This is a genomic window from Lacrimispora sp. YZC11 (genome assembly GCF_057543815.1).
Map to the genome: position 1 here is coordinate 496,313 of NZ_BAAJYQ010000005.1, position 26,269 is coordinate 522,581.

Below are 26,269 nucleotides of genomic sequence, written 5' to 3' on the forward strand. Positions count from 1 at the left end.
GATGGCTTATAATTCCCTCCTATATCTTTTCATCTTTTTGCCGGTTGCATTGCTGGCCTACCAGCTTGCGCCCCAAAGCTTCCGTTATAAAGTATTGCTGATTGCCAGTTATGTTTTCTTCCTTTCCTTTAGCGGAAAACTGCTGGCATATCTGCTTTTTTCTACACTTTCCATTCACCACATCGGCCTTTGGCTTGCTTCCTGCAAAAAAGACTATATGCCGGCAGTTTACGCCCCGGAGGATAAAAAGGCAAAAAAAGCAGCCTATGAGGCCAAACGCCGCAGGATCTTATGGCTTGGGATCGGATTGCAGCTTAGCATTTTATTGATTTTAAAATACTCCGGTTTCTTTTTTGAAAACTTTAACTTAGTATTAAAAGCGATATCCTTCCCAAGGCTTCTGCCTACCATGAAATTCGCCCTGCCCATTGGGATTTCTTTTTACACCCTGCAGGCAATCTCGTACCTGATCGATGTCTATTATGAAAAAATAGAGGCTGACGACAATTTAGGCAGACTGGCCTTGTACCTCTCCTTTTTTCCGACCCTTTTAGAAGGCCCGATCTGCCGCTACTCTCAGACTGCCGAAGCCCTCTGCAAGGGGAAGCCATTGGAATACAAGAACGTTACCTACGGCCTTCAGCGGTTGATGTGGGGATTATTTAAAAAGCTTGTTATAGCAGACCGTCTTAACCTGCTTGTGGAAACGATCTTCGACACCCCCAATCATTATGGCGGGATCATCGTTATCGCCGGAGCCGTTTTATATACCTTTCAGTTATATGCGGATTTTTCAGGCTGCATTGACATGTCCATCGGCACCGGAGAAATGTTTGGAGTAATCATTCCCGAGAACTTCCGTCAGCCCTTTTTCTCCAAAACCGCATCAGAATTCTGGAGACGCTGGCATATTACCCTTGGCGCCTGGTTAAAGGATTACATTTTTTATCCCATATCCTTAACCAAATTCGTCAAGAATTTAGGGAAAAAATCCCGTGCCAAATATGGAAAGCATTTAGGGCAGATCATTTCTTCTTCCGTCGCCCTGTTTGGCGTATGGATCTTAAACGGGCTGTGGCATGGTACCGGGTGGAACTATATTTTCTTTGGAATGTATTATTTTGTCCTCATTCTATTGGGAAATCTGCTGGAACCGGTGATCCAAAAGATGACCAATGCCTTAAGGATCGACCGGGCCTCCGCCTTGTATAAGTGTTTCCAGACGGTGAAGCTGCTTTTGATCGTGTTTACGGGAGAACTTTTCTTCCGTGCAAACAGCCTGACCGCCGGTATGAGCATGTTCCTGTCCATTTTCACCGGCTTTCACTGGTCTGCTGTCACAGACGGCTCACTGTTTAAGCTTGGACTGTCTCTGCCGGATTTCATTGCCGTATTCTTTGGTTTTATTGCGGTATATACAGTGGGCATAATCCATGAAAAAGGGATTTCTATCCGCGATAGGATTTCCGGCTGGAATATGTTTGCCCGCTGGAGTTTTCTTTACGCTGCGATCCTTCTTATTATTGTTTTGGGGGCGTACGGCGACGGATATTTACCTGCAAAACTTATATATGCCGGATTTTAAGGGGTGATGAGATGAAGAGCAAAAACAAGATTAAATCAATATCATTTTTAACCGGACTTTTTATTTTATTGTACATTATCTCCTACCTGCTCCTCCCTTACAACAACATGGGGGATAGCCTATACAAAAAGGCAAATGGCATCCTAAAGGAACCAAAGGACACCATAGACTATGTGGCAATCGGGGACAGCGAATGCAGCGCCAGCATTTCTCCCATGGAGGTCTGGAATGCTTACGGCTATTCCGGATATAACTGCGGCGTCCCAAGCCAGCAATTGCAGGATACTTACTATTTGCTGGAACGGCTGCTTAGAAACCAGCATCCAAAAGTTGTTTTCCTGGAAACCAATGCATTTTACCGGGATTTCAAATACATCAACACCCTTGAAACTTCCATTGAAGAAGCAGTCAAAAAAATATTTCCCATTTACAAATACCACGATAACTGGAAATTTTTTCATTTTTACATGCTGAAAACCATAGGCCATAAGGTAAAGCTGGAGCCGACCACTGTTTATAAGGGATACCAATACAGCGCAATCGTAAATCCCTACAAGAGCGGGCCTTATGTCACTGAAACAGAGGATGTTTATGTGATCGACGAGCAGCCATTGTTATACTTAAATAAAATCGTAAACCTATGCAGGAATAAGGATATCCAACTGATCGTGTACAGCGCACCGTCGCCAAAGTGCTGGTCCTACGCCAAGCACAATGCAGCCGCAGCCTTTGCAAACGTTAACCAGCTGACTTACATTGACTTAAATTTAGATATTGAAACCCTGGGCATCGATTGGGCAAAAGACTCCCGTGATGACGGTGATCACTTAAACTACTTTGGTGCCAAAAAAGTGTCGGACTATATGGGAAAATACTTGTCCGAACACACGGACCTGACCGATCACCGGACGGATGAACGGTTTATAATCTGGAACAAAGAGCTGAAAAATTATCTTAAACTTACGGAACAGAATTAACTCTTAAAGAGCATTGGGCGGCAGGAAAACAGGCTGTCTCCAATGCTCTTTTGTCACTATTTTTGTATGTAACAGGACATGAAATCCGCCAACTTATCACATGCCATTTTTAACTGGTTTAGCTCCGGAAGGTAAACGACCCGGAAATGATCCGGTTTTTCCCAATGGAATCCACCTCCATGAGTCAGCAGGATCTTCTTATCTTTTAAAAAGTCTAATACAAACCTTTCATCATCATAAATGTTAAATTTACTGGTATGGATTTTAGGGAACATGTAAAAGGCTGCTTTTGGCTTTACCACGGATATTCCCGGAATCTCATTTAATGCCTGATAGGTGTATTCCCTCTGTTCGTATATTCTCCCGCCCGGTACCATCAATTTTTCTGTTTCCTCTTCCATCTCCAGCGCAGCTTCGATCACGGACTGGGCCGGGACATTGGAGCAAAGCCGCATGGAGGATAAGAGGTTTATCCCTTCCACATAGCCTTTTGCAAAGGATTTATCGCCGCAAAGGCTCATCCAGCCGCAGCGGTATCCTGCAATTAAATGGGATTTTGAAAGGCCATTGAACGTAATGGTCAAAAGGTCCGGCGCCAGAGAGGCGATGGATATATGCTCCAAGCCGTCAAAGACAAGCCTGTCATAAATCTCATCTGCAAAGATGATCAGCCCATGTTTCCGGCATAGTTCCACAATCTCCTCCAGGATCTCCCTGGGATATAGGGTACCCGTCGGATTGTTGGGGTTAATGATGACGATCCCCTTGGTCCTGCTTGTTATTTTGCTTTTGATATCGTTGATATCCGGGTACCAGTCTGCTTCTTCGTCGCACATATAATGGACAGCAGTTCCTCCTGAAAGGGTTACGGACGCAGTCCATAAAGGATAGTCCGGAGAAGGGACCAGTATCTCGTCCCCACAATTTAACAGCCCCTGCATGGTTAATGTGATCAGCTCGCTTACGCCGTTTCCTGTGTATACATCATCCACAGTAACCTGTTCAATCCCTTTTTTCTTACAGTATCTTACGATGGCCCTTCTGGCCGATAGCAGCCCCTTGGAATCCGAGTAGCCCTCTGTATGGGACAGGTTTTCGTTCATTAGCTGAAGCAGCTCCTCCGGCGCACGAAAACCAAAGGGGGCCGGATTCCCGATATTTAATTTTAATATATCAATTCCCTGGTCAATCATCCGGTTCGCTTCATCCATGACCGGACCTCTAATATCATAACACACATGATCCAGCTTACTGGATTTTTCAAAATTCCTCATCATTGCTCTCCTCTTTCTAAGTAATTTAATAGATGAAGGTAATAAAAAAACGCCCTAAACGTCGAAACGTTTAGGGCGAATATACAATCCGTGTTACCACCTAAATTCAGAGAAATCTCTGCACTCTCTACGATACCAGCATATCGTGTCCCTGTAACGTGGGATTACGTTGAAGCCTACTAAACCATCTCCCTGAAATCAGGGGAAACCGTTATTCGGTCCAAAGCTCCGAGACTGCTTCGATATACTAAAATAAAGATTCGCACCAACCATCTTCTCTCTGAAATTCATTGTATATGTACTATTTCTCTTCATTGCCTTTTCACTATTTCCGCAATAATAACACAGGCAGGAAGGATTGTCAATTACTAAAAATATTTTAGCAGCTCCGCAGATCAGCCCTGCCTCAAATTTCCTCATCTGCCGGGAACAGAATTCCTCCCTTGTGCCTTGCAGTTGTCTGGATTTCGCTTACAAGCAGGGTGTGGTCCAGAAGCTGATAGCATCTTTCCAGATCATTGCCGCAGATCATATCCTGAAATTCCATAAATTCATTCACCATGCGGTGATCGAAATTATCTTCATTTACAAGAGATTTTGTATCATCATTCATGATGATTTCAAAGCTTCTGCAGATGCTGGCAGGCGTATCCTGACGGATGACCCCCTTCTCCCCCTGGATATAATTTGCGACAGGAGCCTTGCAGTCCTTTGCACCAACGCATGTGCATTTAAAAGTGCCGTAGTCCAAAATCAATATGCCCGAGGTATCAATCCCTCTCTCCACATTGGGGAAGTATTCCACCTTAAGCGGCCTGCCGAATAATCCTGCAGCGTAATGGATGTTATAAATATTAATGTCCATAAGCGCGCCGCCGGAACAATTGGGATCAAAGGCAGGCAAAATAAGGCCCTCTTTAAAGCTGTCATATCTACTGGAATACTGGGAATAGTTGCACTGTACGATTTTTATGTTTCCCAGGGACGGCAGCAGTTCTTTTATTCTCTTATAATTGGGCAGATACAGGGTTGTAACCGCTTCCAATAAAAACAGCTTTTTCTCTTTTGCCAGCCCGCTTAATATCTGGGCTTCTTGAAAGGTTGTGGTAAAGGGCTTTTCAACAATCACATGCTTGCCTGCCTCCAGCGCTTCTTTCGTAAACTGGAAGTGCAAATGATTGGGCAGAGCCACATAAACTGTATCCACATCACTGTTCAGGAAGTTCTGGTAATCCGTAAAAATATGTTTTATGTCATATTTTTCTCCAAGCTCCCTTCCCACATCCTCACTTCTTTTTGTACAGCAAATAGCCGTCAGCTCCACCTTGTCCAAATAATGAACGATTGGCAGAAACTCCTTCACAATCATTCCTGATCCTACGATACCTAACTTCATACTTATCACCTCTCAAGTACAATCTATTGTTTTTTCTTCCCCTTTTATCTTGTCATCCCAAGTACCGCGCCGGATAAATATGGGATCAGCCAGATAATCCATACGACTATGCTGAACTTATGAAAATTCGCTCTGGCTTCTTTGTTATCCCTTACCACAACAATGGTAGCCCATACCGCATGAAATACCATTAGCAGGATGGCAAGCAGACCTGTTACTCCATGAAAATTAAGCTGGAAACCGTTTGCGGCAATTTTACCCATTAATGTGGTACCAATGGAATCAAAGATCAGGCCTAACCAGAATATAGCTAAATGCCACTTTTTAAGCTGGCCCTGGATCCGCTCGCTCCATACGCCGATCGTATAAAAAACCAGTGCCAAAGTAATCGATACCATTGCATAAATCAGCATAAAATTCCTCCTTCTATCTGGAAACAGCCAACGGCTGCTGCTTAAATGACCTTTCTTAATTCTCCTGTTACTGAATCTATTACCAATCCGTATATCATGATCTCCTCCGGAACAAAGGGATGGCTGCGTATCAGCTCTACGGACTTTTTGATGGATAAATCCAGATCCTTAAATCCTCCCAGCCATGAATCAAAATCAATGCCATAGTATTTTACCATGTCGATATTCTTTTGCTCGATTCCCCGCTGTTTCATTTTCTCTATGATTTTCCTGCTGTCCGTATGTCTGGCCCCGCAATCGGTATGGCCGATTACGAGGATTTCCTTGACATCTAATTCATAAATACCGATCAGCAGGCTTCTCATGGCACTTCCAAATGGGTGGGAAATAATTCCTCCGGCATTTTTAATGATTTTTGCATCTCCGTTTTTAAGCCCCAGGGCTATCGGCAATAATTCTGTTAATCTTGTGTCCATGCAGGATACGATAGCGATCTTTTTATCCGGGAACTTATTGGTAATATATCTTACATATCCTTTGTTTTCAACAAATTCTTTATTATATCGCAGTATTTCATTAATCATCCTTCATTCTTCTTCCGCATTTTTATTCCGTCCTGCCATTAAAACAGCTTTAAATAATCTCCGTATCCTTCTTTCTCCATCTTTTCTTTGGGAATGAATCTTAAAGAAGCGCTGTTAATGCAATAACGCAGTCCTCCCCGGTCTATGGGACCATCTTCAAATACATGGCCCAGATGGGCATCTCCCAGCTTGCTTCTGACCTCCGTGCGGAGCCTTCCGTAGCTCCGGTCCTCAACATTCTCAATAGACTCTAAGTCAATCGGTTTGGAAAAGCTGGGCCAGCCACAGCCTGACTCGAACTTATCGGTTGACATAAATAGCGGTTGCCCGGTTGTAATATCCACATAAATTCCCTCTTCAAATTTATCAAAGTATTCATTTTTAAAGGGACGCTCTGTAGCGCTGTTCTGCGTTACTTCAAACTGCAGGTCAGTCAGGCCTTCTCTCAATTCACTCTTTGTCTTTTTTCCGTACTTTTTACTTTTATCCGCTGCCTTCTTTGCCTTTTCAAATTTATCAGCACCAATATGGCAGTATCCGCCCGGGTTTTTGTCCAGATATTTCTGGTGGTACTCCTCTGCCCTGTAGTAGCAGGTAAGAGGTTTTACTTCAATTGCTATCTTCTCTTCATATTTTTTCTGAAGCTCATTTATGGAATCCCGGATCACCGCCTCATCTCCGCCATCCGTGAAATAGATTCCTGTACGGTACTGAGAACCAACGTCGCCGCCCTGGCGGTTCACGCTTACTGGATTGATCACGTCATAATAAAGCTGCAGCAGATAGGACAGTCCTATTATGCTGTCGTCATATTCCACCTTCACAGTCTCCGCATGCCCGGTATCATGGCTGCATACTTCCTTATAAGTTGGATTCTCGGTATTGCCATTGGCATATCCCACCTCCGTAAACAGGATGCCCGAAATATTTTCCAGGTACTTTTCTGTTCCCCAAAAGCAGCCGCCTGCAAGATAAATTTCTTTCTTCATAGGAATCACCTTTCTTGAAAATATAAATAACCGTCAGTTTCCCTGTCATGGAATCATTTGAGATGATATTTCTCCATCAGATTCACCGCAGATTTAACGATCTGCGCCGTCATCCCCCATATGATCCAGTCTTCATATTTGTAAAACAAGACGTCATACGTCCCTTTTACCCAAGGGTATTTTACCCCTCCCGGAATCCATTCATACGGAAAATCCTCCGGTGGCTCTGAGATCAGTTTGCTCACAAATCTCTCCGGTTCCTGACTGCAAAGAAAATCCAGTGGTATTTTTATGATCGCTTCTACTTCATCCCTGCTGAACGTATCCTGATAATCGCTTATTACGCCAATAAAAGGATGGATCATTAAGTTAAAGGGGGACAGATAAATATCTCCTGGTCCAATCACCTCAATCTGTTGGGGCAATATGTTCAGTTCTTCAACTGTCTCACGCACCGCACATTCCTGAAGAGATTCCCCAGCTTCAAGCTTTCCGCCCGGAAAGCAAACCTCTCCAGGCTGGCGTTTTAACTCGTTGGACCTTTTTTCAAATAACAAATAAGTGACCCCTGAAATACGGATCAGGGGAATCAACACTGCATACTGTCTGAATTTTTCTTCTCCGATCATTCCTGGACGCCGGGTAGAAAATTGTTCTTTCTCCAGAATAATGGCCTCCTTCCGCTTGCGGATCGGTCCGGTCATGGATCGATCCCCAAAACCATGGGATAAATGCTATATAAATTCTACACTAATTTTTATATAATAACAATAGTAATTCCTACTTATACACGATATGGTCATCCTTTTTTACCATGTCATTGACTGGCAGCCTGACGCAGATCAAACGTATCATAGTTCTGATCCATGACTGGAGGAGTTCTTTCCTATCTTCCCCTGATTTTTGAAGTTTTTTGCAAGTAAGTGTGCTATAATCCCTTTAAATCTTCAAATAAAGGAAAAAACCTATTCATGCAAATGTGAGATAAAAATAATAAGGACGGGAGAAATTAACTATGAAACAGAATCTTTACGATAACAAAGTATTTTTCGAAAAATACAGCCAAATGGACCGTTCCACAAAAGGACTTGCCGGTGCAGGTGAATGGAAGACTCTTGAATCAATGCTGCCTGAATTCAAAGATAAGCGGATACTGGATTTAGGCTGCGGATTTGGCTGGCATTGCCAGTATGCCATAGAGCATGGAGCCAAGGCTGTCACAGGCATTGATATTTCCGAAAAAATGCTTGCAATAGCAAAGGAAAAGACAAGTGATAAGATCTGCTACCTCCAAATGCCGATAGAAGAAATTTCTTTCAAGGAAAATTCATTTGATGCGGTCATCAGTTCCCTTGCGTTCCACTATATTGAATCCTTTGAACAGATTGTTGAAAGGGTATCCGGCTGCCTTGTGCAGGGAGGAAATTTTGTCTTTTCTGTGGAACATCCGGTTTTTACAGCCTTTGGCAGCCAGGACTGGTATTACGATGAAACCGGAAAGATCCTTCACTTCCCGGTTGACAACTACTTCTTTGAGGGACAGAGACAGGCCAATTTCCTAGGGGAAAACGTCACAAAATATCATAAAACCCTGACCACCTATTTGAACGGTCTGATACAGGCAGGCTTTGAATTAACCGGGATTGTGGAGCCTCAGCCCTCCGAACATCTGCTTCAAACCGTTGAGGGCATGGAAAATGAGCTTCGCAGACCCATGATGCTGATCATTTCAGCCAGAAAAAAATAAAGCGGCATCAGAAAACCACAAAGGGAGCTATTCGCTCCCTTCTATACAAAACCGCCAAAGATAGTCTCTGGCTTCCTCCGCATAATCAATTCCCACACGTTTTGTCGCTATGATATTGATTTTTTTTTCTGTGCCTTCCTCAAAATATACCTGATCACCGCATAAGTCTATGCCGTTAACACTTCTATCCAATGATAATGCGATGCATAACTTTCCCGGGCCGTTTATAAGGCCCTTGCGCTGGCTTTTAGAAAGCTGCTCATACTCCTTTCCAAATCTCCTTTGCGCCATCCACTGGATTCCCTCTAATGGTTCGGCAGCCCTAATTAAAACTGCCTGTGGAATCCCCTTCTCCCTTGTCACCACATTGAAGCAGCAGTACATCCCATAGATAAGAAACATATAAGCAAAACCGGGATCTCCATACATCACTTCCACTCTTGGTGTCTTCTTTCCGCCGTAAGAATGGGCAGCCTTATCTTCAACGCCCATATATGCCTCTGCCTCTACAATCTTAGCGGCGATCCTCTGCCCCTCCCATTCGTGGACAAGTACCTTACCCAATAACTCCCTGGCAACCAGGACCGAATCCCTGTTATAGAATTCTCTGTCTAGTTTTTTCATCCCATCGGCCTTCCTTTCGTATTTTAAATAAGATGAGCACTTTTGAGGACGAATCTATTTCTTTGGCAAAGCATTGCACCAGAAAGATTGTCCTTCTTACGGCTCACATGGCATGGTGAGCCGTAAGAAGGGTTGCTGACATGGGACGCCAGGAAAATTCATTCCTTCCGGCTGGACTGATTTAAGGCAACGGCGTTCCGGATCAGATCCTTAAACGCCTCCTCGTCCACTTCCTCTCCCTCGTGAAAGTCAATGGCTCTCCTGGTGTTTCCCTCCAGGCTTGAGTTGAACATATGGGCAGGATCCATGAGGGTAGCACCTTTGGCAAACGTTACCTTCACAGCGTTCTTGTAAGTCTCTCCTGTGCATATCATTCCCTCATGGTACCACACAGGGGTCCCCCTCCACTTACACTCTTCTACTGCCTCCGGGTCCGCCTGCAGGATTAAGCTTCGCACCTTTGAGAGCATCTGCCCTCTCCAGTCACCCAGCTCTTCAATTCTCTCGTCAATTCGCTGGGCTGGGGATTTCATGTCCTTAGAAGACTGATCTTCCATAGTAAACCCCTCCTTCCATCTAATAGGTGTTCATTTCACTTTCCTTGCATCATCAGGATTTTATCTATTTCAATGCTGTAAACATCCAGTTGATGCCATATTTATCCCGCAAGGATCCATGCAGCGTTGCAAAAAATGACGGGCTAAGATCCATATAGATTTCACCATCCTGCTTTAAAAGACCCCATGCCTTTTCTACAAGTTTTTCATCCTCTGTTGTAATGGAAACATACATATTATCGCCTTTTGTGCTTTTCTCAGAGCTGTCGGCACACATGATTTCCATACCGTCAATCTGCAGGCGGGCATGCAGAACCAGATTTTTATCTTCATCGGGAATAGGAAAAGCGGGATTTGACGGCATGTCACTATATTTTCGCATCTCAACAATTTTCCCGTTAAATGCTTTTTCATAAGTTTTAACTGCCTCATCACAATTTCTATTAAACATCAAATAATGACCTATCATGGTAAAACCTCCTGTCTTGATCGTTATCAAACAACTTTGATTATAGTTATTTTTCACTTTCTCATTTTAAATATACCATGAAAACAGACTCCCGCAAGAAAAGATAACCCGGTCAGATTTCAATCATTTGTTTTCCTGGCGATCCATGAGTGAATGCATGATATTAAGGATATTTTGCTTACTCATCGGCTCAGCATGTCCCATGACACAAATATCAAAATCAAATCCTTCCATAGAAGTAATTAAGGAACGGAGTTTATCTTTATCTAAGCAGCAGTTATTGTAATAATCCACCCCAACCGCATCTCCAATAAATAATACTCTTTCCTGAGGTACCAATATACATATGCAATCCTCACTATGGGGAGATTCCACATGATAAAGCTCTGCAACAACATCTCCCATATCAATTTCTATAGATTCGACAAAAGAAAGATCAGAGGTTACCACTCGTATCTCTGAGAGCTGGGGATATTCTGTACGGATACTGGTATCAGCAAATTCAATTTCAACCTTTGCTTCCAGCCTTTTTTTCATTTCCGCATCCGTCCATTCCCACTTCGCCATTTCTGCTAATTTTGCATTTGTTTTTTTATGAGAGATTGTGATCCCTTCTACTGCATTCATACCAAATGTATGATCCCAATGCCAATGGGTGACCGCTGTAATGCCTGGTTTTTTTAACCCTTCCCTGCACAGAGCTTCATAAAATAATTCAACATGCTTTTGGGAATTGCCTGCATCTATCATTAAAGAATACTTCTGTCCGTTTACATATCCAAGAACCGGCCTGTCTGCCGCTTTATCAAACATGCTGTAAAACACCCGGTCTGTCAGTTGTCTAAATTCCATTAAAAATCCTCCTGAGTATTAAAGTCTTATATCAACATACTGGCCTTTCGCCTGATTTTCAGACGGTTGTACGTACATTGATTTTGTATAATTCAACGGCTTTTCGCCATCAGCATCTTCTATGAGAACTTCATGATTAACTTCTTGTGCCCCCTCTTTATTTTCTTCGGCCTTTGTTTCCCTTTTTTCTTCTGTTTCTTCCAATGTAGTATTAATATCAGAAGCCCGCTTCATCATATCATTAGATACATCATTTATGTGTTCATTCACCTTTGCAAGTTCAGCCTCTTTTTTTTCTGTCGAGCCTCTGCCTCGATCCGTTATTATTTCTCTTTCCAATACACCGGCTCTGCCTTCCATACCGGTTTTCACGGATTGAATTACGTTTGCTTGCTTTATTGAATTGTCAGCCCGAACCATGGTCTCCATAAAACCGGTTCCCATCATATGGACATCCTGCTTATCAGTATCCGGAGAAAACGATTCCTGACTATTAACCTTAGCATCTGCCTTTTCCCGCTTTTCCTGTTGAATTTCTATTTTTCTTTGGTTTAGCTGTTTATTTAAATCCTGAAGCTGCTGCTGCAATTCCTTTTGCCTGTTCATTTTCTCTTCCAAAGTTATTTTTTCATTATTGGAAAGGTTTTGTATTTGCTTTTGCACTTCTTCAATTTGATCCTGTATCGCCTTCAGTCTGCTGTCCTGATTTACGCTGTTGATATTCTGCACCTGACCATAATTGGTGGAATAACCTGTTGTACTGTTTGTAACTGTCATGATAAAAATCCCCCTATCAATTCTTTAGTAAATGATGCTCATTGAGCAATCCCTTATAGCTTAGCATTGCATTGGGAAAATTCCAATAGCATTTAGCAATTATCGTTTTCTTTTTTCTGGTTCCGCAGCATTCCGCATTTATTGTCCGGTAAGTATTCAAACCGATGCTTATGGTACAGCAAGTCGGCAGGGCAATTTGCTATCAGACATATATAGCTGTCCTCATGTGAATTCTCTTCAAAGTAACAGTCAATGGCCTTCATAATTTGTTCTGCATAACCTCTCCGCTGGTAATCCTTATCAACCATAATATCACTTACGACGTAGGTGATGCCTCCATCCCCAACCACCCTGCCAAAACCGATCAGTTTTTCTTTATCATACAGAGATACTGTAAACAGAGAATTCTTTAAGGCAGTTTTGCTTCTATCCAAATCTTTATTTTCCATTCCGGCACGTAACCGCAGGCTTATGTAATCCTGGGCTTCTGGAGCTTCATATACAAGCTGTATATCCATTTTTTTATCCTCCTTTAAATTCTGATATATTCAATACTGATAAATTCTTCTTTCCACTGTTTTCCTAATATAAAAATAAAATTTTCTATTACTTTTCATAGGAACTCCGACTGATCCTACATTTAGTACAGTTTTTCCGTTGATTTCAAATTTGGTCTGAATGTGAGTATGCCTACATAATATAATAGACGTATCTACAGAATTTAAAGTTTCAAATGTTTTATCATTATTAGGCAGCAACTTTTAACCGGGATTGCATTTATTCTTCAATGGACAACTCTGCAGCCCTTACCGCATGAATTTGTGCAGTATCAAAAACGGGTAATTCCATATCCTTTTGCTGTATTAACAGACCAATTTCTGTACAACCGAGAATAACTCCTTGTGCACCTTGTTTCGCAAGGCCATGAATAATGTTAAGGAGTTTATCTTTAGACGCCTCTGAAATTATACCCAAACACAATTCATTGTAAATTATATCATTTACAATTTCAATTTCCTCTTCTTCTGGAACAAGGACAGTAATACCTGCATGAACTATCTTTTCTTTATAAAAATCCTGAGTCATGGTATATTTAGTTCCCAACAACGCAACTTTGGTAATGTTATAATGTTTTAATTCATCTGCTGTTGCCTCCGCTATATGGATAACAGGAATATTAATGCTGTTTTGGATCTGGGGAACTACCTTGTGCATTGTATTTGTACAGATCACAATAAAGTCCGCCCCTGCTTTTTCAAGATTCTTGGCTGCCGTTGATAAAATAACAGCACTTTTATCCCATTCGCCGTCTGCCTGGCACTTCTCAATTTCAGAAAAATCCACACTATATAACAGCACTTTTGCTGAATGTAATCCTCCCAGCTCTTTTTTCACCGTTTCATTCACTATTTTATAATAAGTAACCGTACTTTCCCAGCTCATTCCGCCAAGCAGTCCAATTGTTTTCAATTTAGCTTATCCTCCCCATTTTTATTAATTGATATCATATCATATTTATTTTCCATTGTCTTTAGCACAAATATAAAACTGTCGTTGCCTATATGATTACTTTTTTACTGATTATATGGGGCCGCTATTAAACCATACTCCCTAAGGATAAAAAAAGCCCTCCAATCGCAATACTGCTATTGGGAGGCTCTTCACAGCGCGCTATTTAATTGCCTAAAGAATAGAGGCAATATTTTAAATCGCACTTATTTCATATTCTAAGCAATCTGTATCTATGACTTTAGCGAAAGTTCCCTGCAAGGAAGCCATAAATGTTTGATGAACAATTTCTGCCGGAATAAGCGTATCCTTCCATGATAAGTCTTTGGTGGTGCAGGCATCAGCTAAAAGCAGCACTTCATATCCCAACTGCTTTGCCATTCTCACCGTAGTATCAATACACATATGGCTCATCATGCCGCAAATAACTAATCGTTTTATATCCAAGGCTTTAAGATATTCATGCAGTTCTGTTTTGAAAAAGCTATCCGGGAAGTGCTTTGTGATTATCTTTTCCTTTGCCAACGGATATATCTGTTCATGAATTTTGATTCCGTCAGAATTTGGCAGAAAAAATGTGGCGCCTTCTTGCAGGTTTATATGCTGTATATAAATAATTGGTAAATCTTTCTCCCTGAATAATGTCAAAGCCCTTTCAGCCTGTGCAACACTTTGTTCCGGATTCACTAGTTCATTTCTTCCGCCCTTGAAATAATCATTCTGAACATCGACCAATATAAATGCTGTATTCATCGCATTTCTCCTTTATTAAAGATCAATTCTTTTGTATCTGCATTATAACCCTGCCGTGAGAAAAAATAAATTACCAACTTTTTAGTGGGTATGGATAAACCGTTTTATTTCTTATAGCTAATGCCTTTGCTGTCCAAAAAATCAGTTTGACCATGCTCAACCAAATAATCTATTCCGATTTCCTGCATGATCTTTACTGCCTGCAGCATTTTCTGACCTCTTTCCGTTAAATAATACTCTACGTGTAATGGATAACCTTCATAATTTATTTTATCAACAACACCCCAATGTCTGAGTTCGTTCAAATGTTGTAGGAGCATTTTTTGTGTGATGCCTGTAATATCTCGTTTTAGCTGTGCTAAAGATTTACTTCCATCTTTTAATTGGAATACTATAATCGTTTTCCACTTCCCTTTGATCATGTCATGGACAATTTCTAATGGGCAAGTATATTCTTCGCGTATTTTCATTGATCTCACCTCAAAGCAATTATGCCTTCATTCACACAGCCCTACAACTCCTTCAAACTTGGATTGTTGAAGTAATTACAAATTGCATTCCGCGATCTATTCCTTGCTCATGCTCTTTGCCCATTCTTCTACTCTTCGGCTGCTTTCTTCTTCTGATAAATCCTCGATCCTGGTCATAATGGACCATCTCACTCCGAATGGATCCAAAATACTTCCAAACCGGTCCCCTGAAACAAAGTTCGCAACAGGCTCCCGGACTTTTGCTCCTTTTGCCACCGCATCTTTAAACACCTGATCAACATCGGAAACATAAATTGCCAAAGAATAGCAGGCATTATCCTCCCCAGGCGGTAAAACCAGTTTATAGACCGGATTCGCTGCTCCCAGCTGCAAAAAGCCGTTTCCAAAATCCAATTCCGCATGGACAATGATTCTATTGCCGTTTTCATCGGAAAATTCCGTGCTGTCCTTAACCCTTGCATTGAATACGGACTGATAAAACTTAATTGCATCCGAGGGGTTATTTACCACGATAAATGGTGTTATGGAAGTAAACCCATTCGGCATCCCATTGTTTGTATGATCTCCTGTTGCACCCATGTATTTCGCCATTGCTCTTCCTCCTTATACAAATCATCAATATTTTTCTCATTATAAAGCATCTGCACTGACAGCTGCTGTCAGTATTATCGTTAAATTTTATAATATTCCATTAGCTCTGACGCAATGGCTGCCATTCTTTTCTTCAGGCTCTCAGGTTCCACGATCTCAATGGCCCTCCCGTAGGATAAGAGAAAATGAGGCACATATCCATTCATTACTCTTTCATCAAGTAAAAAGACAGCCTGGTTTGAAGTCCTCTCTTTCAGATGATGGCCTAAAAACCAGTGAATGCTCAAGTCATCCAAGGCCTCTGCCCTGCCCCTGATCACTACTGAAACCACCCTGTCCTTATTTGCTAAGTCAGGCAAAAGATTCTGTAAGAAGAATTTTTTGGCGGAAAAGGCTTCCGGCCGTTTAAAAGTCATTTGCGTCCGATTTATCTGTAAAATCCGTTCAGCACGAAAGCTGCGGATTTCTTCTCTCAAGTGGCAAAATCCAATGGTGTACCATTTATTGTTCCAATAAATTACGCCGTAAGGATCAATCACCCTTTGTCTGGGTTCTTCTTCACGGCTTGTACGATATTCAATTTCCACGGAATACTCGTTTGCCACAGCCCGCTCCAATTCTACCAATTTGGGCTTAACAGAAGGATCGATATCACGGCTTATCACTTCAAAACCGGTTAAATGGCGCTTGAGAATGCGTTCCTGTTCCCGGTTGGAATACATTTTCAGTTTTTCAGTTGCCCTGCTTAATGCTTCATTAAAGGGGTATCCTGCTTCTTTTGCAAACACTGCGGCATGGAGAATGGCCTTTTGTTCATCGACATCAAAAAATAAAGGCGCATTGATAAAATCATTCAGCAGACTATATCCGCCATTCTGCCCTGCATCGGATACAATCGGTACCCCGCTGGCACAAAGCGAGTCAATATAACGGTAAACAGTCCGTATATTGATCTCCAGCCTTTCCGCTATTTGTTTCGCAGTAATTTTTGCTCCTGAATTCAGCATCCAGAGAATTGCCAGCATATTATCGTTTTTAGACATTGCCTAACCTCATTTATTCACTTATTTTAAATTAATCATTAGAATCGCATGCTCGGCATGCCATTGGAAGATAAAAAGATGGGGATTGTGTCGGTAACCCTGTATTTATCCTCTGTAATTAATTTACACAATAAACCTTGAAATTACAAATAGAAAATCAATGATCATGATATATTTTCATTCCGCCGAGCATACTGTCCGTCTTTTTTCCACAAAATACCGTCACCGGCCTATCCTTGTGCAGCAATTACCTTAGCTCCATACCAAAGAGTGTTATATTGTGATGGCCAGCAGCTCATGACTGCCCTATTTTGTTATATTCGTGGAAGGTCTCCAATATATTACTACTGTATGATATTACGAGGTATAATCAATGGCTGTTCCATTAAATCAAGTATTAAATCCTACAAATGAACAACGGCGCGAAATGATCAGAAATTCATTAAAAACGGCAGGCCGGCCTGAAGATTACGATTATATTGTTAATTTACTAAGTCCTCCCTCGGATATCACAAATTATGCATCGCCGGGAGAACTGAAAGGAGTAAAAATTGGCGTTATCGGAGGAGGTCTTGCCGGTTTATCCGCTGCATTCGAGCTTCGTAAGCTGGGAGCCGATATTACAATACTGGAAGCCAATGAAAATAGAATCGGAGGAAGAGTTTATACCTATTATTTCGATCCAGAAGGCAAATACTACAATGAATTCGGCGCTCACAGAATTCCGGTAACTCATGAAACCACCTGGCATTATATCAATTTGCTTGGCCTTAACACCCGTCCTCTGTCAGTAAGGCAACGCAACAATTTTTTATACGTACATAATACCCGTTTGAGAACATCAGACTCCATCGAGCAGATGCTTTATCCCTTATACGATTTGACTCCCCAGGAAAGAAGCACTCCCTGGGCAGAGCTTGATGATTATGCCTTTTTGTATCTCATGATGCAGCTTCCGCCTGATATCCGGGCAGAGCTAATACAAATTCTACCGGAATATTCCCCGGAATATCTGACTCTCACAAACTATTCTGTACGGCAGACCTTAGAAAATCTGGGATTAAGCCAGGGGGCGATCAGCTTGATCTCAGGGGTAAGTCCAGGGACCGGCGCTCTGCTGTATGCCAGTTACGATGAAATCACCCATGAGGAATATACCCTCGACTACCGCAACACCTATACCATCGAAGGCGGAATTGTAAACCTGCCATATGCTTTTGTCCAATCCTTTTTCACAGACAATCCGCCTCAGTATCAAGATATTCCGGCTTCCCAGCTTGGCACGGTTACTTATCAGCCTGGCCAAACGGTTACAGGCATTTATCAGCTGCCCAACAGCAATCAAATAGTCCTGGCGCATCGCAATGTGCGGGATTTCAGGAGAACTGCCGATGTTTTTGATTACGTTATATGTGCAATTCCCTACTCAACTCTGAGGGAAGTTGAAATCAAACCATTTTTCAGCAATCCTAAGATGCAGGCCATTTTAGAGTTTAATTATATTAATTCTCAAAAAACGTTATTTATGTGCAATGAACGTTTTTGGGAACAGGATGCAGATTACGGACGTATGGTGGGAGGATTTTCCCAGACAGACCTGCCTATTCAGTCCATCTTCTATCCGGGAGATCATCTTCTTTGCCCTGATGTATCCTCCTGCTCACCAAATGAACCTGGTGTGCTGGTAGCTTCATATAATTATCATTTAAATTCAACAAGAGTGGGTAATATGGAAGAATCACTCCGGTATGAACTGATAAAGGAAAATGTGGAAGAAGTTCACGGATTGCCAAGGGGATTCTTAGATTCCGTTGTGAAAGACCATAAGACAGTTGTATGGGATAATCAGCCTTTTAACCGGGGTGCTTTTGCTATGGCGCTCCCTGGTCAGAAAAAATTATTTGCCTATGAGATGCTGAAGCCTGAATTTAATCAAAGGATTTACTTTGCCGGTGAACACTTATCCACAAAACACGGCTGGATGCAGGGAGCATTATATACCGGTAAGGAAGCCGCTAATCAGCTGGCGAATTCTTTTCATAGCCAGCTTTCATAATATAAGGTATTGGAAAAAGGTCGTGCCGCAAAACCAGCGTGAATTGGTTTTGCAGCACAACCTTTCCGTTTCTATTCTATACGTTTTATAAAATCCTGTATTTCCTCTGTGACGCTAATCCCACGATTTATAATTTCAGCGGAAAGAGTGTCTAAGTCATTAAAATCCGGCGCTTCAACTAATACTACTTCAAGAACAGAATATCTTGGCATAACCGAACGGCCTTTGTTCCATTTCGCGTCTTTTAACAGTTCCCAATAATTCCTTTGATCCTCTGCGTTCTGTCCCATTAACCAAAGCTCAAAACGAACATCCTTATGGTTAAGTACGATACCGAACCGCAGTTTTCTGCTTCGCAAAAAGCTATCAAAAAAAGGAAAATAGTCATTTAAACTTTTACTTTTATCCATTGTTCATCCACCTTATATTTTGCAGATAGTTCAACCGTCCTCCCCGCTCCATCGGGCGATTAAGCTGTCACTTAAGAAACAGGTTCATAACTTTTACTGTATGTTCTTTATTTCCATAGGTCATTTTCACCCTGTCCACTTCAATATATCCCATTTTACACCAGAACTTATGCCCTCTGCGGTTCTCTTCTACCACTCCGATTCTTAATGCCCTGCCATGTTCTTCCAAGACCCAGTCTTTTATAGAATCATGCAATCTCCTTCCCAAACGGTTACCTCTTTCATCTGGGTCAAGCATAAATAAACCTATGATCCATTCTCCAGTGGCTTTATAATCTTTAACCATATCAATTACTGCAATTAAAACACCATTCTTTTTATAAACTCCAAAAACATACTTGTCTTTCAGCGCTTTACCCGGTGGCAAGTCAAACAGAATGCTGTTTCCAGCATCTTTTTCTGGCAGCCTGCCTTCAATTAACTCAAAGAAATCCGAACATCTTTCGCATAGATTTTGTACATCAATCTCATCATTTCCCGATAATAAACGGATATTGTATTCCTGTTGCCCTATTATTTTATTTCCTATCAAAAGTAACCATCCTTTCCTATACCTCAGCAAAAATCAGGTCTTTGCTATGTCTCAGGGATATAAAAAAATCTGCGCTTTATTGGAATCGGATATCCTTCCTCTGCCGTAACCGGACTATAGAAACCGCCTGACCTTTTTACAATATGCTGCATATTTCTCACCGTATATTCCTTTTAATGACTGTTCCTCAAGCAGGATCTGCCGTTTGAAAAGCCATATTCCGGCGAAAACATAAATCAATATTATCCAATTGGGGATAACGAAAAATATTCCTGTCAGAACCAATCCAAATGCCGTATATATGGGATTACGGCTTATGGAAAATGCACCAGTGGTCACAAGCTCACCCGGGTGGTCTTCATCAAGGCCCACACGGAAACTTATTCCAAATGAAATCAGAGCATATATAAACAGTAAAATCCCCATTACGCATGCAGCCACGCCTATCCAGCCGGTAAATTCATTGTTAAACAATTCACCCCCTAATTCAGGCAGACCAAAAGCGCTCGCAAATACAATGTAGAATAGTAGAAATGCAAATGGCAGGATCAAAAAATCCTTCTTATCTTTCTCACCAAATTGAATGGCTTTTATTCCCATTCTTTTTAATTGAAAAGTTCGGGTTAAAACAAGTATTATTAGCAAAACCAATGTTGCTGCCCCAATATATCTCACCATATAATTCACTCCTTTACTAAACTCACCGAAGTGCGCCGCTAAGCCTTCCTAGTCCCAGCGCAATCAACTGCCCAGGCCGTTCCAGCTTTACCTTAAGAACAGCCAGCGAATGGGTGATGAAGCACTGCTTATACTCCTAATAGGAATGGAAGCACTGTAATTGCCAGAATAAGAACTACAAATACAGCGATTGCAATGAAACTTTTGAGGTTTCCAAAGTTTAAGGTATAGCCCATACCAAATCGTTTTTCTACAAAAAGTGACGGATCATCTTTGTTACAATACAAAAATCCACCCAGCCAATACCGGTCGTCGTCCACTTTATTAATCGGTGCATCGCCCCTTGTTTCCAGTCTGCTTCCTCCTTGACCAACCTTTACTCCAAGAAAAATGCAAATCGCAAAAATAACAACTAAAAGTACCACTGGCAGAACCATCATCAGCTTTTCATTTATAATGGACACCATGGTAAGCTGAATACAGGTAAACATCAGCATTACCATGAATCCGATAACAAATAAGTAAATGCTCATTATGCCCTGGAATGCCTGAGTTCTTCGGAAATTCCGCTGATGCCCGGACATACCAATGCCAAAGTTCATTCCTGCAAACATCAGGCCAAGTAAAAGTTGGATCAAAGGCATAACAGCAAAAGTCCCTATGGATTTAGCAGCATAGCGGTCCACTTCTCCGGCAATGTTATAATGCATGGGGATCTGCCCGGGCAAAGAGGGATATTTCAGCACTGCCGCAAAAACGGCGATTGCGATTGGTACAAGATATAAAAGATACCACGCAGTACCTATCGTTTTATCAGACCTTTCACCAATCTCTGGGACGGTCTCAGTATCAATCTCCCAATCACTTGATTGTTTCATCGCCTTGATCTCTGAACGCATGAAAAAATATATGAAATTACTGATAACAATATACAGAAATATTCCGCCAAGCTGGATCCAGATTGCTCTTTCTGCCGGTACCCAGATATAAAAAGCAGTACTCCCGATTCCTAAAATCAACCCAATCACAAAACAGCTTATACTGTAATTGCGTCGCAATGATTTGATCTTTGGATTGTCATACTCCCTTTCAGGAATAGAAATACCAAAGCAGATATTTTTTCGCATAAAATATGGGGTAAAAGCAGTAGCAGTTAATATAAGAACCCATGTGAGTCCCATTATCCCTATTATAAAACTCAAACTTTCATTCAAGACAACTTCCTCCTTCTATGCTCTCTATTTATCATACATCAAATATAGCACTTAAATAGGATTTGTCAATTTCGTGATTTATAGCCTTTTAAAAATATATTGCCCGGACTTGCCAGCTTTACCCTCAAAAACGTGAGGGAGTGTCAAGGACGGCGAATCCGCCTGTTTATCCTTAACACTCCCTCACGTTTTTGCTATCTGCACCATTGGAAACAAAGGTGGGCAAAATGCCTACATTGGCTTTAGGTTTTTATTTAATCGTTCAATCATCCATGACAGGCGTTTAACGCGGCCAGCATATGTTTTTGCATCAAAATATGCCCGTGTATTTATTATCAGCGAAGGTCATATTGGGACTGCTTAACTCTTATCAATACCATCCCGCCTTTGTGCTCGAAACCAGTCTCCCACAACTCATAAAAAGACAGCCAGCGAAACCCTCCATAGGTTGCAATTTTTACATAAAACTCATCTTCAAATTCTTCATATCCCACAAGCATGAACCAATGCCAGACCAGATCCTTAAAATTAACATTCTTATGCCGCAGAAGCAAGAAAGGAATAGAGATCCCCTTATCAATCTGGCTTATGATTTCCCTGGCTGCTTCCTTTGCCGGAACCTCTCCCGGACAGCCTGTCAACTGTATATCCTGTTCTCCCACATCTTTCAAATAATTATAAAATCCGTCCATAAATACTTCCAGAGTATCAATTCCATGAAAACGGGGCTTTAGATAGGGCTTCATTTTCTTAGAAAAATTTATATAATCTTCCTTTTCAAGTCTTTGAACATCATAGGGATACAGATGGGCATTATTGTCATGTAGTGCCGTATTGATGCAGGCATCGCATGCTGCCGCAGCCCCACAGCCTCCCAGATGCATCATTGGGTCCCGGAACCAATCCTGATTTCCCCCAAAGGAATCTCCGATTCTAAAATAGGGCAATTCTTTCTTCATCTTTTCTCCTCACTTAATATATATTTATAGAAGAATTATAGTACCAGACTTAAGTTTCGTAAAGAAAAACAATGTTACAAAAAGTCCATGTTTTTCAATATGTGGAAAACATGGACCTGTCTTTTAGGCTATAAAACACATTTAATAATGATCCTTTCTTAAAATATGTTTACACCCGATATAAGTTAAACCAAAATAAACGCCATAAATAACAATAATAAATAATGCCGGAATAAGAACGCTATCCATCACATTCACACGTTCAAAGGCCATCATTACATCATTTACAGCCGTAAGCCCAACAATGGAATGGGCAATTCCAAGCATAAGAGGAAGTAAAAAGTAACAGAGTATTTGTACAAACAATGCTCTGTCCAGCATTTTCTTTTCAGCCCCCAGCTTCCTTAACAGTGCATAACGTTCCTTGTTATCCGCTGCCTGGGCAAGCTGCTGGATAGCAAGAATTGCCGCGCAGGCAACCATAAACACAATGCCAAGATATATGGCTAAAAAGGATATAATGGCTTTCATGGCAATCGATGTGGCATAGATCTCTTCTCTGCTTGAATAGTACCAAAAGCCCTTTTCCTGATAATCCTCGCTGTTACTATATTGATTTAGCTTTTCCTGAAGTTCCTTTGATCCATCCCCTGTTTTGCATATCATGTTAAGCACACGTTCCGGCGACTTGTGAAGGTTTTCAAAAAACGCGTCATTCACAACAAATGTAATACCGGAATCACTGTTGGAAAGCTTTATGTTTTGTACTTCCCCATTTGGCTGGAGCGTTTTATCCCCAAGGGAAATTGTTACATTTCTGTCAAGAAACTGCTGTGCAATATGCTGATAGACGTCGCCGGAAGCAATGATGAAATACTCATTTCCAGGAAGATCGTTTTTTTCCTTTCCCTGCATTTCTAAAAACATTTGGTAATCAGAAAACATAACAAAATCAAGAACACGCTTACCAATATTAAAGGACAGGGAAGAATAATCAACCGGGAAATCCTTGTAACGAAGGTCCCCTCGGTAAATACTATATTCATGGCTAATCGCATCAATATTTTTTATTGACAAAGGCAGGCTTTCATATATAGTCTCATGATTCTCCTCCTCATTGCTGCCATAAAAGCTGACATCATAGGGCGCAGTCTCCCTCAAATCAGCTGACAGTATATTTTTCATGCTATAACCGGTTGAAAAAATACCGATTACCAGAAGCAATACAATGCTGACCACGGATATGGATATAAAATTTGTGTTGATCTTACTGGTGAGCTGACGGGTTACAAACATGGTCAGGTTTTTATAATACAGCTTTTTATTTGATTGTACCAGCTTTGTAAGTATTCCCGAAAGAGAAAAGAAAAACAGTAACGTACCAACCGTTCCTAAAATAATGGACCAAAGGAAAGTACGATTAATATTAATAATTCCATTTTTCAAAACCAAAGCATATGCGGTTCCTAAGAAAACAATGGATACCAGGAAAACCAGTACCGATAATTTGGTACTTCTGATTTTTAAGCTTTCATTTTTCCGGCCGCCATAAATCAAGTCAATCAGTTTATACTTGCTGACTGCAATTGTATTGAAAATGATTACGGTTAAAAAAATAATTGCGAAATAAAGGATACTTTTCACCGCTGCATCTGGAGAAAATATGAATTTATAGGCAGTCATATCCGCCTCAAATATTTTTGCGGTGAACACAGACATAAACTGGGAGCCGAAAACACCGATTATCAGCCCTGCAATTAAAGCAAGGAGTCCCATTAGAAATGTTTCAAGTACAAAAATAGCAGAAATTTTACCTTTGCCCATACCCAGAGTCATGTAAATACCCATTTCTTTTTTACGGCGCCTGATGAAAAAACTATTTGCATACACGATCAAAAAACCCAGGATCACCGCAACGAATACGGATATGACCGATAATATCTTTCTAAGTGCAACCATGGAATCAGTCAGTATTTCCGTCACAACCATGATTTCCTGCTGCGCATAGATGGAGTTAAACATATAAAAGATAGAAACGCCAAATACAAGGGTGAAAAAATATACCGTGTAATCCTGCATGCTTTTTCCGACATTTTTAAAAACAAGTTTAGTCAGCACTTAAATCACCTCCAAGAAGGGCCATAACCTCCATGATCCGGTCAAAAAATTCCTTGCGTGATTCCATTCCCCGGATAAGCTCATTAAACAGCTTACCGTCTTTGATGAACAAAATGCGTTTGCAATAGCTGGCGGTAAAAGCATCATGGGTTACCATCATAATGGCAGCATTTATCTGTTCATTTAGATTTTTAAAGCTTTCCAGAAGCATCTTTGCAGACTTAGAGTCCAAGGCTCCGGTAGGTTCATCGGCAAGAATCAGGCTCGGATTTGTAATGATGGCTCTAGCTGCTGCTACACGCTGCTTTTGGCCTCCTGACATCTGATACGGATACTTATGCAATACCTCCGTGATGTTTAAAAGGGAGGCAGCCTGGTGGATCCGCTCATCCATTTCTTCTGCAGGAGCTTTCATAATTGCCAGGGCCAGGGCAATATTTTCATGGGCAGTTAGGGTGTCCAAAAGATTAAAGTCCTGAAAAATAAAGCCGAGCTTTTCACGTCTGAACTTTGAAAGGGCCTCTGCCTTCATCTCAGTAACATCAGTTCCGTCAATATAAATATGCCCTGAGGTCGCATCATCAATGGTGGATACACAATTTAGAATGGTGGTTTTTCCACTGCCCGATGCCCCCATGATCCCGATATATTCTCCTTCTGAAACATTAAAGCTGATATTGTCAACAGCCTTTGTGACATTACCTTTGTTACCGTAATATTTCTGAAGGTTCTGAACCTTTAAGATTGTATTCATAGTGTCCATCCTCTCCTCTAATATTTAGAAATAATATTGGCTAAAATCGTTAAAATATAAATATGGGCCGGATAAAAGGCATAAAAGAAATATTTCATTCCACGGCCCTTCTGCTTATTGTAAAGCAGCATAAATGGTAAGGCAAATACCATATACCACTGAATATTATCCAAAAACATGCTTTCCACACCGATCTCAGGGTTATAACCCATAGCAAAGATCAAAAGACTGAGCAGAAAATAAAAGATACCAATTTTCTTTTTATCCTGGTTACATAAATATAATCCAACTCCTAAAGCAACCAGTACAATACCGCCTTCACAGAATAAGAGGGAGGGAACGAAAAGCATTATCCCTCTTGTTATAAAGAATAATCCGGGATCAGACATGGCTAAAAGTATGATGATACTGCTGAAAACAGGAACAAGCATTAAAAATATATATTGCAGAAACGGACGGCTCTCTTTCTTACATATGGAAATCCGCTGTATACTGAATATAATCAGGCTTATGATAAATAACGTAGAAAATATATTATTTATGATGATCCCCCCATTTGGCAATGGGAAGTAACTGTTAATCAGTTCATTGCCAAAGCCCATAAATACAGATCCGATCCATAAACGCATTAAATATTTTACCGGATTTTTTGTATATCTCATGCCATTAGCCGTAGCAAAGATGAATAGAGGCGCCGATAGTCTGCCCAGTATTGTAAACCACATCGGAACGGGGAAAACACCGGTAAAAGTATAGTGAATATGATCGAATACCATAAGCACCAAAGCTATTATTTTAATCTGAAAACTATTAAATCCTTTTTGTATCATTATGATCTCCTTTTCTGTTTCTAACTT

The 26,269-nt window shown here is 41.1% G+C and carries 29 protein-coding genes, 1 pseudogene and 1 other annotated feature; of the genes and pseudogenes, 4 read left to right on the forward strand and 26 right to left on the reverse strand.

Translation table 11 applies throughout. The annotated features are described in order from the left end of the window. Position 1 precedes the first annotated feature (1 nt). Both AC27IJ_RS05370 and AC27IJ_RS05375 read left to right on the forward strand, forming a co-directional pair. Positions 2-1,585 (forward strand): MBOAT family O-acyltransferase, encoded by a 1,584-nt coding sequence (locus AC27IJ_RS05370; protein WP_313257958.1) that lies wholly within the window; start codon positions 2-4, stop codon positions 1,583-1,585. Between the two features lie 11 nt (positions 1,586-1,596). Then, on the forward strand, positions 1,597-2,562 hold the full coding sequence (locus tag AC27IJ_RS05375) for a hypothetical protein (protein ID WP_312441658.1): 966 nt from the start codon (positions 1,597-1,599) through the stop codon (positions 2,560-2,562). Positions 2,563-2,618: 56 nt separating this feature from the next. Here AC27IJ_RS05375 and AC27IJ_RS05380 read toward each other — a convergent pair whose 3' ends face one another. The 6 genes from AC27IJ_RS05380 to AC27IJ_RS05405 all read right to left on the reverse strand — a co-directional run bounded on the left by AC27IJ_RS05380 (position 2,619) and on the right by AC27IJ_RS05405 (position 7,922). Then, positions 2,619-3,836 (reverse strand): pyridoxal phosphate-dependent aminotransferase, encoded by a 1,218-nt coding sequence (locus AC27IJ_RS05380; RefSeq protein ID WP_312502145.1) that lies wholly within the window; start codon positions 3,834-3,836, stop codon positions 2,619-2,621. A gap of 68 nt (positions 3,837-3,904) precedes the next feature. Next, positions 3,905-4,160: a binding site (T-box leader), on the reverse strand. 82 nt (positions 4,161-4,242) lie between these two features. Beyond that, the gene (locus tag AC27IJ_RS05385; RefSeq protein ID WP_312441657.1) at positions 4,243-5,232 is read right to left on the reverse strand and encodes a Gfo/Idh/MocA family protein; all 990 of its coding nucleotides are present in this window, start codon (positions 5,230-5,232) and stop codon (positions 4,243-4,245) included. 44 nt (positions 5,233-5,276) lie between these two features. Further along, a complete protein-coding gene (locus tag AC27IJ_RS05390) occupies positions 5,277-5,645 on the reverse strand; it encodes an HsmA family protein (RefSeq protein WP_312441656.1) in 369 nt (122 codons plus the stop codon). A 41-nt stretch (positions 5,646-5,686) separates the two neighbouring features. After that, a complete protein-coding gene (locus AC27IJ_RS05395; RefSeq protein WP_312501972.1) occupies positions 5,687-6,229 on the reverse strand; it encodes a beta-class carbonic anhydrase in 543 nt (180 codons plus the stop codon). A 38-nt stretch (positions 6,230-6,267) separates the two neighbouring features. Next, positions 6,268-7,218, reverse strand: a complete 951-nt coding sequence (gene msrB / locus AC27IJ_RS05400) for a peptide-methionine (R)-S-oxide reductase MsrB (RefSeq protein WP_487147842.1) — start codon at positions 7,216-7,218, stop codon at positions 6,268-6,270. Positions 7,219-7,271: 53 nt separating this feature from the next. Further along, positions 7,272-7,922 (reverse strand): NUDIX hydrolase, encoded by a 651-nt coding sequence (locus AC27IJ_RS05405; protein ID WP_487147845.1) that lies wholly within the window; start codon positions 7,920-7,922, stop codon positions 7,272-7,274. Positions 7,923-8,233: 311 nt separating this feature from the next. Between AC27IJ_RS05405 and AC27IJ_RS05410 the strand changes: the two genes are divergently transcribed. Further along, positions 8,234-8,965 (forward strand): class I SAM-dependent methyltransferase, encoded by a 732-nt coding sequence (locus AC27IJ_RS05410; RefSeq protein WP_313257968.1) that lies wholly within the window; start codon positions 8,234-8,236, stop codon positions 8,963-8,965. Positions 8,966-8,992: 27 nt separating this feature from the next. Here AC27IJ_RS05410 and AC27IJ_RS05415 read toward each other — a convergent pair whose 3' ends face one another. The 11 genes from AC27IJ_RS05415 to AC27IJ_RS05465 form a co-directional block, all read right to left on the reverse strand. Beyond that, positions 8,993-9,589 (reverse strand): DNA-3-methyladenine glycosylase, encoded by a 597-nt coding sequence (locus AC27IJ_RS05415; RefSeq protein WP_487147847.1) that lies wholly within the window; start codon positions 9,587-9,589, stop codon positions 8,993-8,995. Between the two features lie 158 nt (positions 9,590-9,747). Beyond that, entirely contained in the window at positions 9,748-10,146 is a 399-nt protein-coding gene (locus tag AC27IJ_RS05420; protein WP_312441650.1) for a DUF1801 domain-containing protein, read from the reverse strand. Positions 10,147-10,210: 64 nt separating this feature from the next. Next, the gene (locus tag AC27IJ_RS05425; protein ID WP_312441649.1) at positions 10,211-10,615 is read right to left on the reverse strand and encodes a VOC family protein; all 405 of its coding nucleotides are present in this window, start codon (positions 10,613-10,615) and stop codon (positions 10,211-10,213) included. Between the two features lie 123 nt (positions 10,616-10,738). Then, positions 10,739-11,467: an MBL fold metallo-hydrolase gene (locus AC27IJ_RS05430; protein WP_487147850.1), complete on the reverse strand. Its 729-nt coding sequence runs from the start codon at positions 11,465-11,467 to the stop codon at positions 10,739-10,741. A gap of 18 nt (positions 11,468-11,485) precedes the next feature. After that, positions 11,486-12,244: a FlxA-like family protein gene (locus tag AC27IJ_RS05435; protein WP_312501960.1), complete on the reverse strand. Its 759-nt coding sequence runs from the start codon at positions 12,242-12,244 to the stop codon at positions 11,486-11,488. 92 nt (positions 12,245-12,336) lie between these two features. Continuing rightward, positions 12,337-12,762: a GNAT family N-acetyltransferase gene (locus tag AC27IJ_RS05440; protein ID WP_312441646.1), complete on the reverse strand. Its 426-nt coding sequence runs from the start codon at positions 12,760-12,762 to the stop codon at positions 12,337-12,339. A gap of 259 nt (positions 12,763-13,021) precedes the next feature. After that, positions 13,022-13,714 carry an aspartate/glutamate racemase family protein gene (locus AC27IJ_RS05445; protein WP_487147853.1) on the reverse strand — a complete coding sequence of 231 codons (693 nt, stop codon included), beginning with the start codon at positions 13,712-13,714 and terminating at the stop codon, positions 13,022-13,024. Between the two features lie 234 nt (positions 13,715-13,948). Beyond that, a complete protein-coding gene (locus AC27IJ_RS05450; protein ID WP_487147855.1) occupies positions 13,949-14,506 on the reverse strand; it encodes a cysteine hydrolase family protein in 558 nt (185 codons plus the stop codon). Between the two features lie 104 nt (positions 14,507-14,610). After that, entirely contained in the window at positions 14,611-14,976 is a 366-nt protein-coding gene (locus tag AC27IJ_RS05455) for a winged helix-turn-helix transcriptional regulator (protein WP_312441643.1), read from the reverse strand. A gap of 96 nt (positions 14,977-15,072) precedes the next feature. Beyond that, positions 15,073-15,588 carry a VOC family protein gene (locus tag AC27IJ_RS05460; protein ID WP_312441642.1) on the reverse strand — a complete coding sequence of 172 codons (516 nt, stop codon included), beginning with the start codon at positions 15,586-15,588 and terminating at the stop codon, positions 15,073-15,075. 80 nt (positions 15,589-15,668) lie between these two features. Then, on the reverse strand, positions 15,669-16,631 hold the full coding sequence (locus AC27IJ_RS05465; RefSeq protein ID WP_487147858.1) for a helix-turn-helix transcriptional regulator: 963 nt from the start codon (positions 16,629-16,631) through the stop codon (positions 15,669-15,671). A gap of 373 nt (positions 16,632-17,004) precedes the next feature. On the opposite strand from AC27IJ_RS05465, the gene AC27IJ_RS05470 reads away from it, so the two are divergent. Next, the gene (locus AC27IJ_RS05470) at positions 17,005-18,687 is read left to right on the forward strand and encodes a flavin monoamine oxidase family protein (RefSeq protein ID WP_313257979.1); all 1,683 of its coding nucleotides are present in this window, start codon (positions 17,005-17,007) and stop codon (positions 18,685-18,687) included. Between the two features lie 71 nt (positions 18,688-18,758). Here AC27IJ_RS05470 and AC27IJ_RS05475 read toward each other — a convergent pair whose 3' ends face one another. The 9 genes and pseudogenes from AC27IJ_RS05475 to AC27IJ_RS05515 form a co-directional block, all read right to left on the reverse strand. Beyond that, a complete protein-coding gene (locus AC27IJ_RS05475; RefSeq protein ID WP_487147860.1) occupies positions 18,759-19,097 on the reverse strand; it encodes a DUF7000 family protein in 339 nt (112 codons plus the stop codon). Between the two features lie 67 nt (positions 19,098-19,164). Then, positions 19,165-19,689, reverse strand: a complete 525-nt coding sequence (locus AC27IJ_RS05480) for a GNAT family N-acetyltransferase (RefSeq protein WP_312441638.1) — start codon at positions 19,687-19,689, stop codon at positions 19,165-19,167. A gap of 114 nt (positions 19,690-19,803) precedes the next feature. Then, positions 19,804-20,367 carry a methyltransferase family protein gene (locus AC27IJ_RS05485; protein WP_312441637.1) on the reverse strand — a complete coding sequence of 188 codons (564 nt, stop codon included), beginning with the start codon at positions 20,365-20,367 and terminating at the stop codon, positions 19,804-19,806. Positions 20,368-20,495: 128 nt separating this feature from the next. Beyond that, positions 20,496-21,581 carry a DUF1648 domain-containing protein gene (locus tag AC27IJ_RS05490; RefSeq protein WP_487147863.1) on the reverse strand — a complete coding sequence of 362 codons (1,086 nt, stop codon included), beginning with the start codon at positions 21,579-21,581 and terminating at the stop codon, positions 20,496-20,498. A 231-nt stretch (positions 21,582-21,812) separates the two neighbouring features. Continuing rightward, positions 21,813-21,908, reverse strand: a pseudogene (locus tag AC27IJ_RS05495) (YdeI/OmpD-associated family protein); the annotation flags it as partial. A gap of 8 nt (positions 21,909-21,916) precedes the next feature. Next, positions 21,917-22,540 carry a hypothetical protein gene (locus AC27IJ_RS05500; protein WP_487147865.1) on the reverse strand — a complete coding sequence of 208 codons (624 nt, stop codon included), beginning with the start codon at positions 22,538-22,540 and terminating at the stop codon, positions 21,917-21,919. A 141-nt stretch (positions 22,541-22,681) separates the two neighbouring features. Beyond that, complete coding sequence (locus tag AC27IJ_RS05505) at positions 22,682-24,658, reverse strand: ABC transporter permease (protein ID WP_487147867.1); 1,977 nt, start codon at positions 24,656-24,658, stop codon at positions 22,682-22,684. Next, positions 24,648-25,412, reverse strand: a complete 765-nt coding sequence (locus AC27IJ_RS05510; RefSeq protein ID WP_312441631.1) for an ABC transporter ATP-binding protein — start codon at positions 25,410-25,412, stop codon at positions 24,648-24,650. The genes AC27IJ_RS05505 and AC27IJ_RS05510 overlap by 11 nt, the downstream gene beginning before the upstream one ends. Positions 25,413-25,429: 17 nt before the next feature. Beyond that, positions 25,430-26,242, reverse strand: coding sequence for a TraX family protein (locus AC27IJ_RS05515; protein ID WP_312441630.1), 813 nt, complete (start codon positions 26,240-26,242; stop codon positions 25,430-25,432). Between the last annotated feature and the right edge of the window lie 27 nt (positions 26,243-26,269).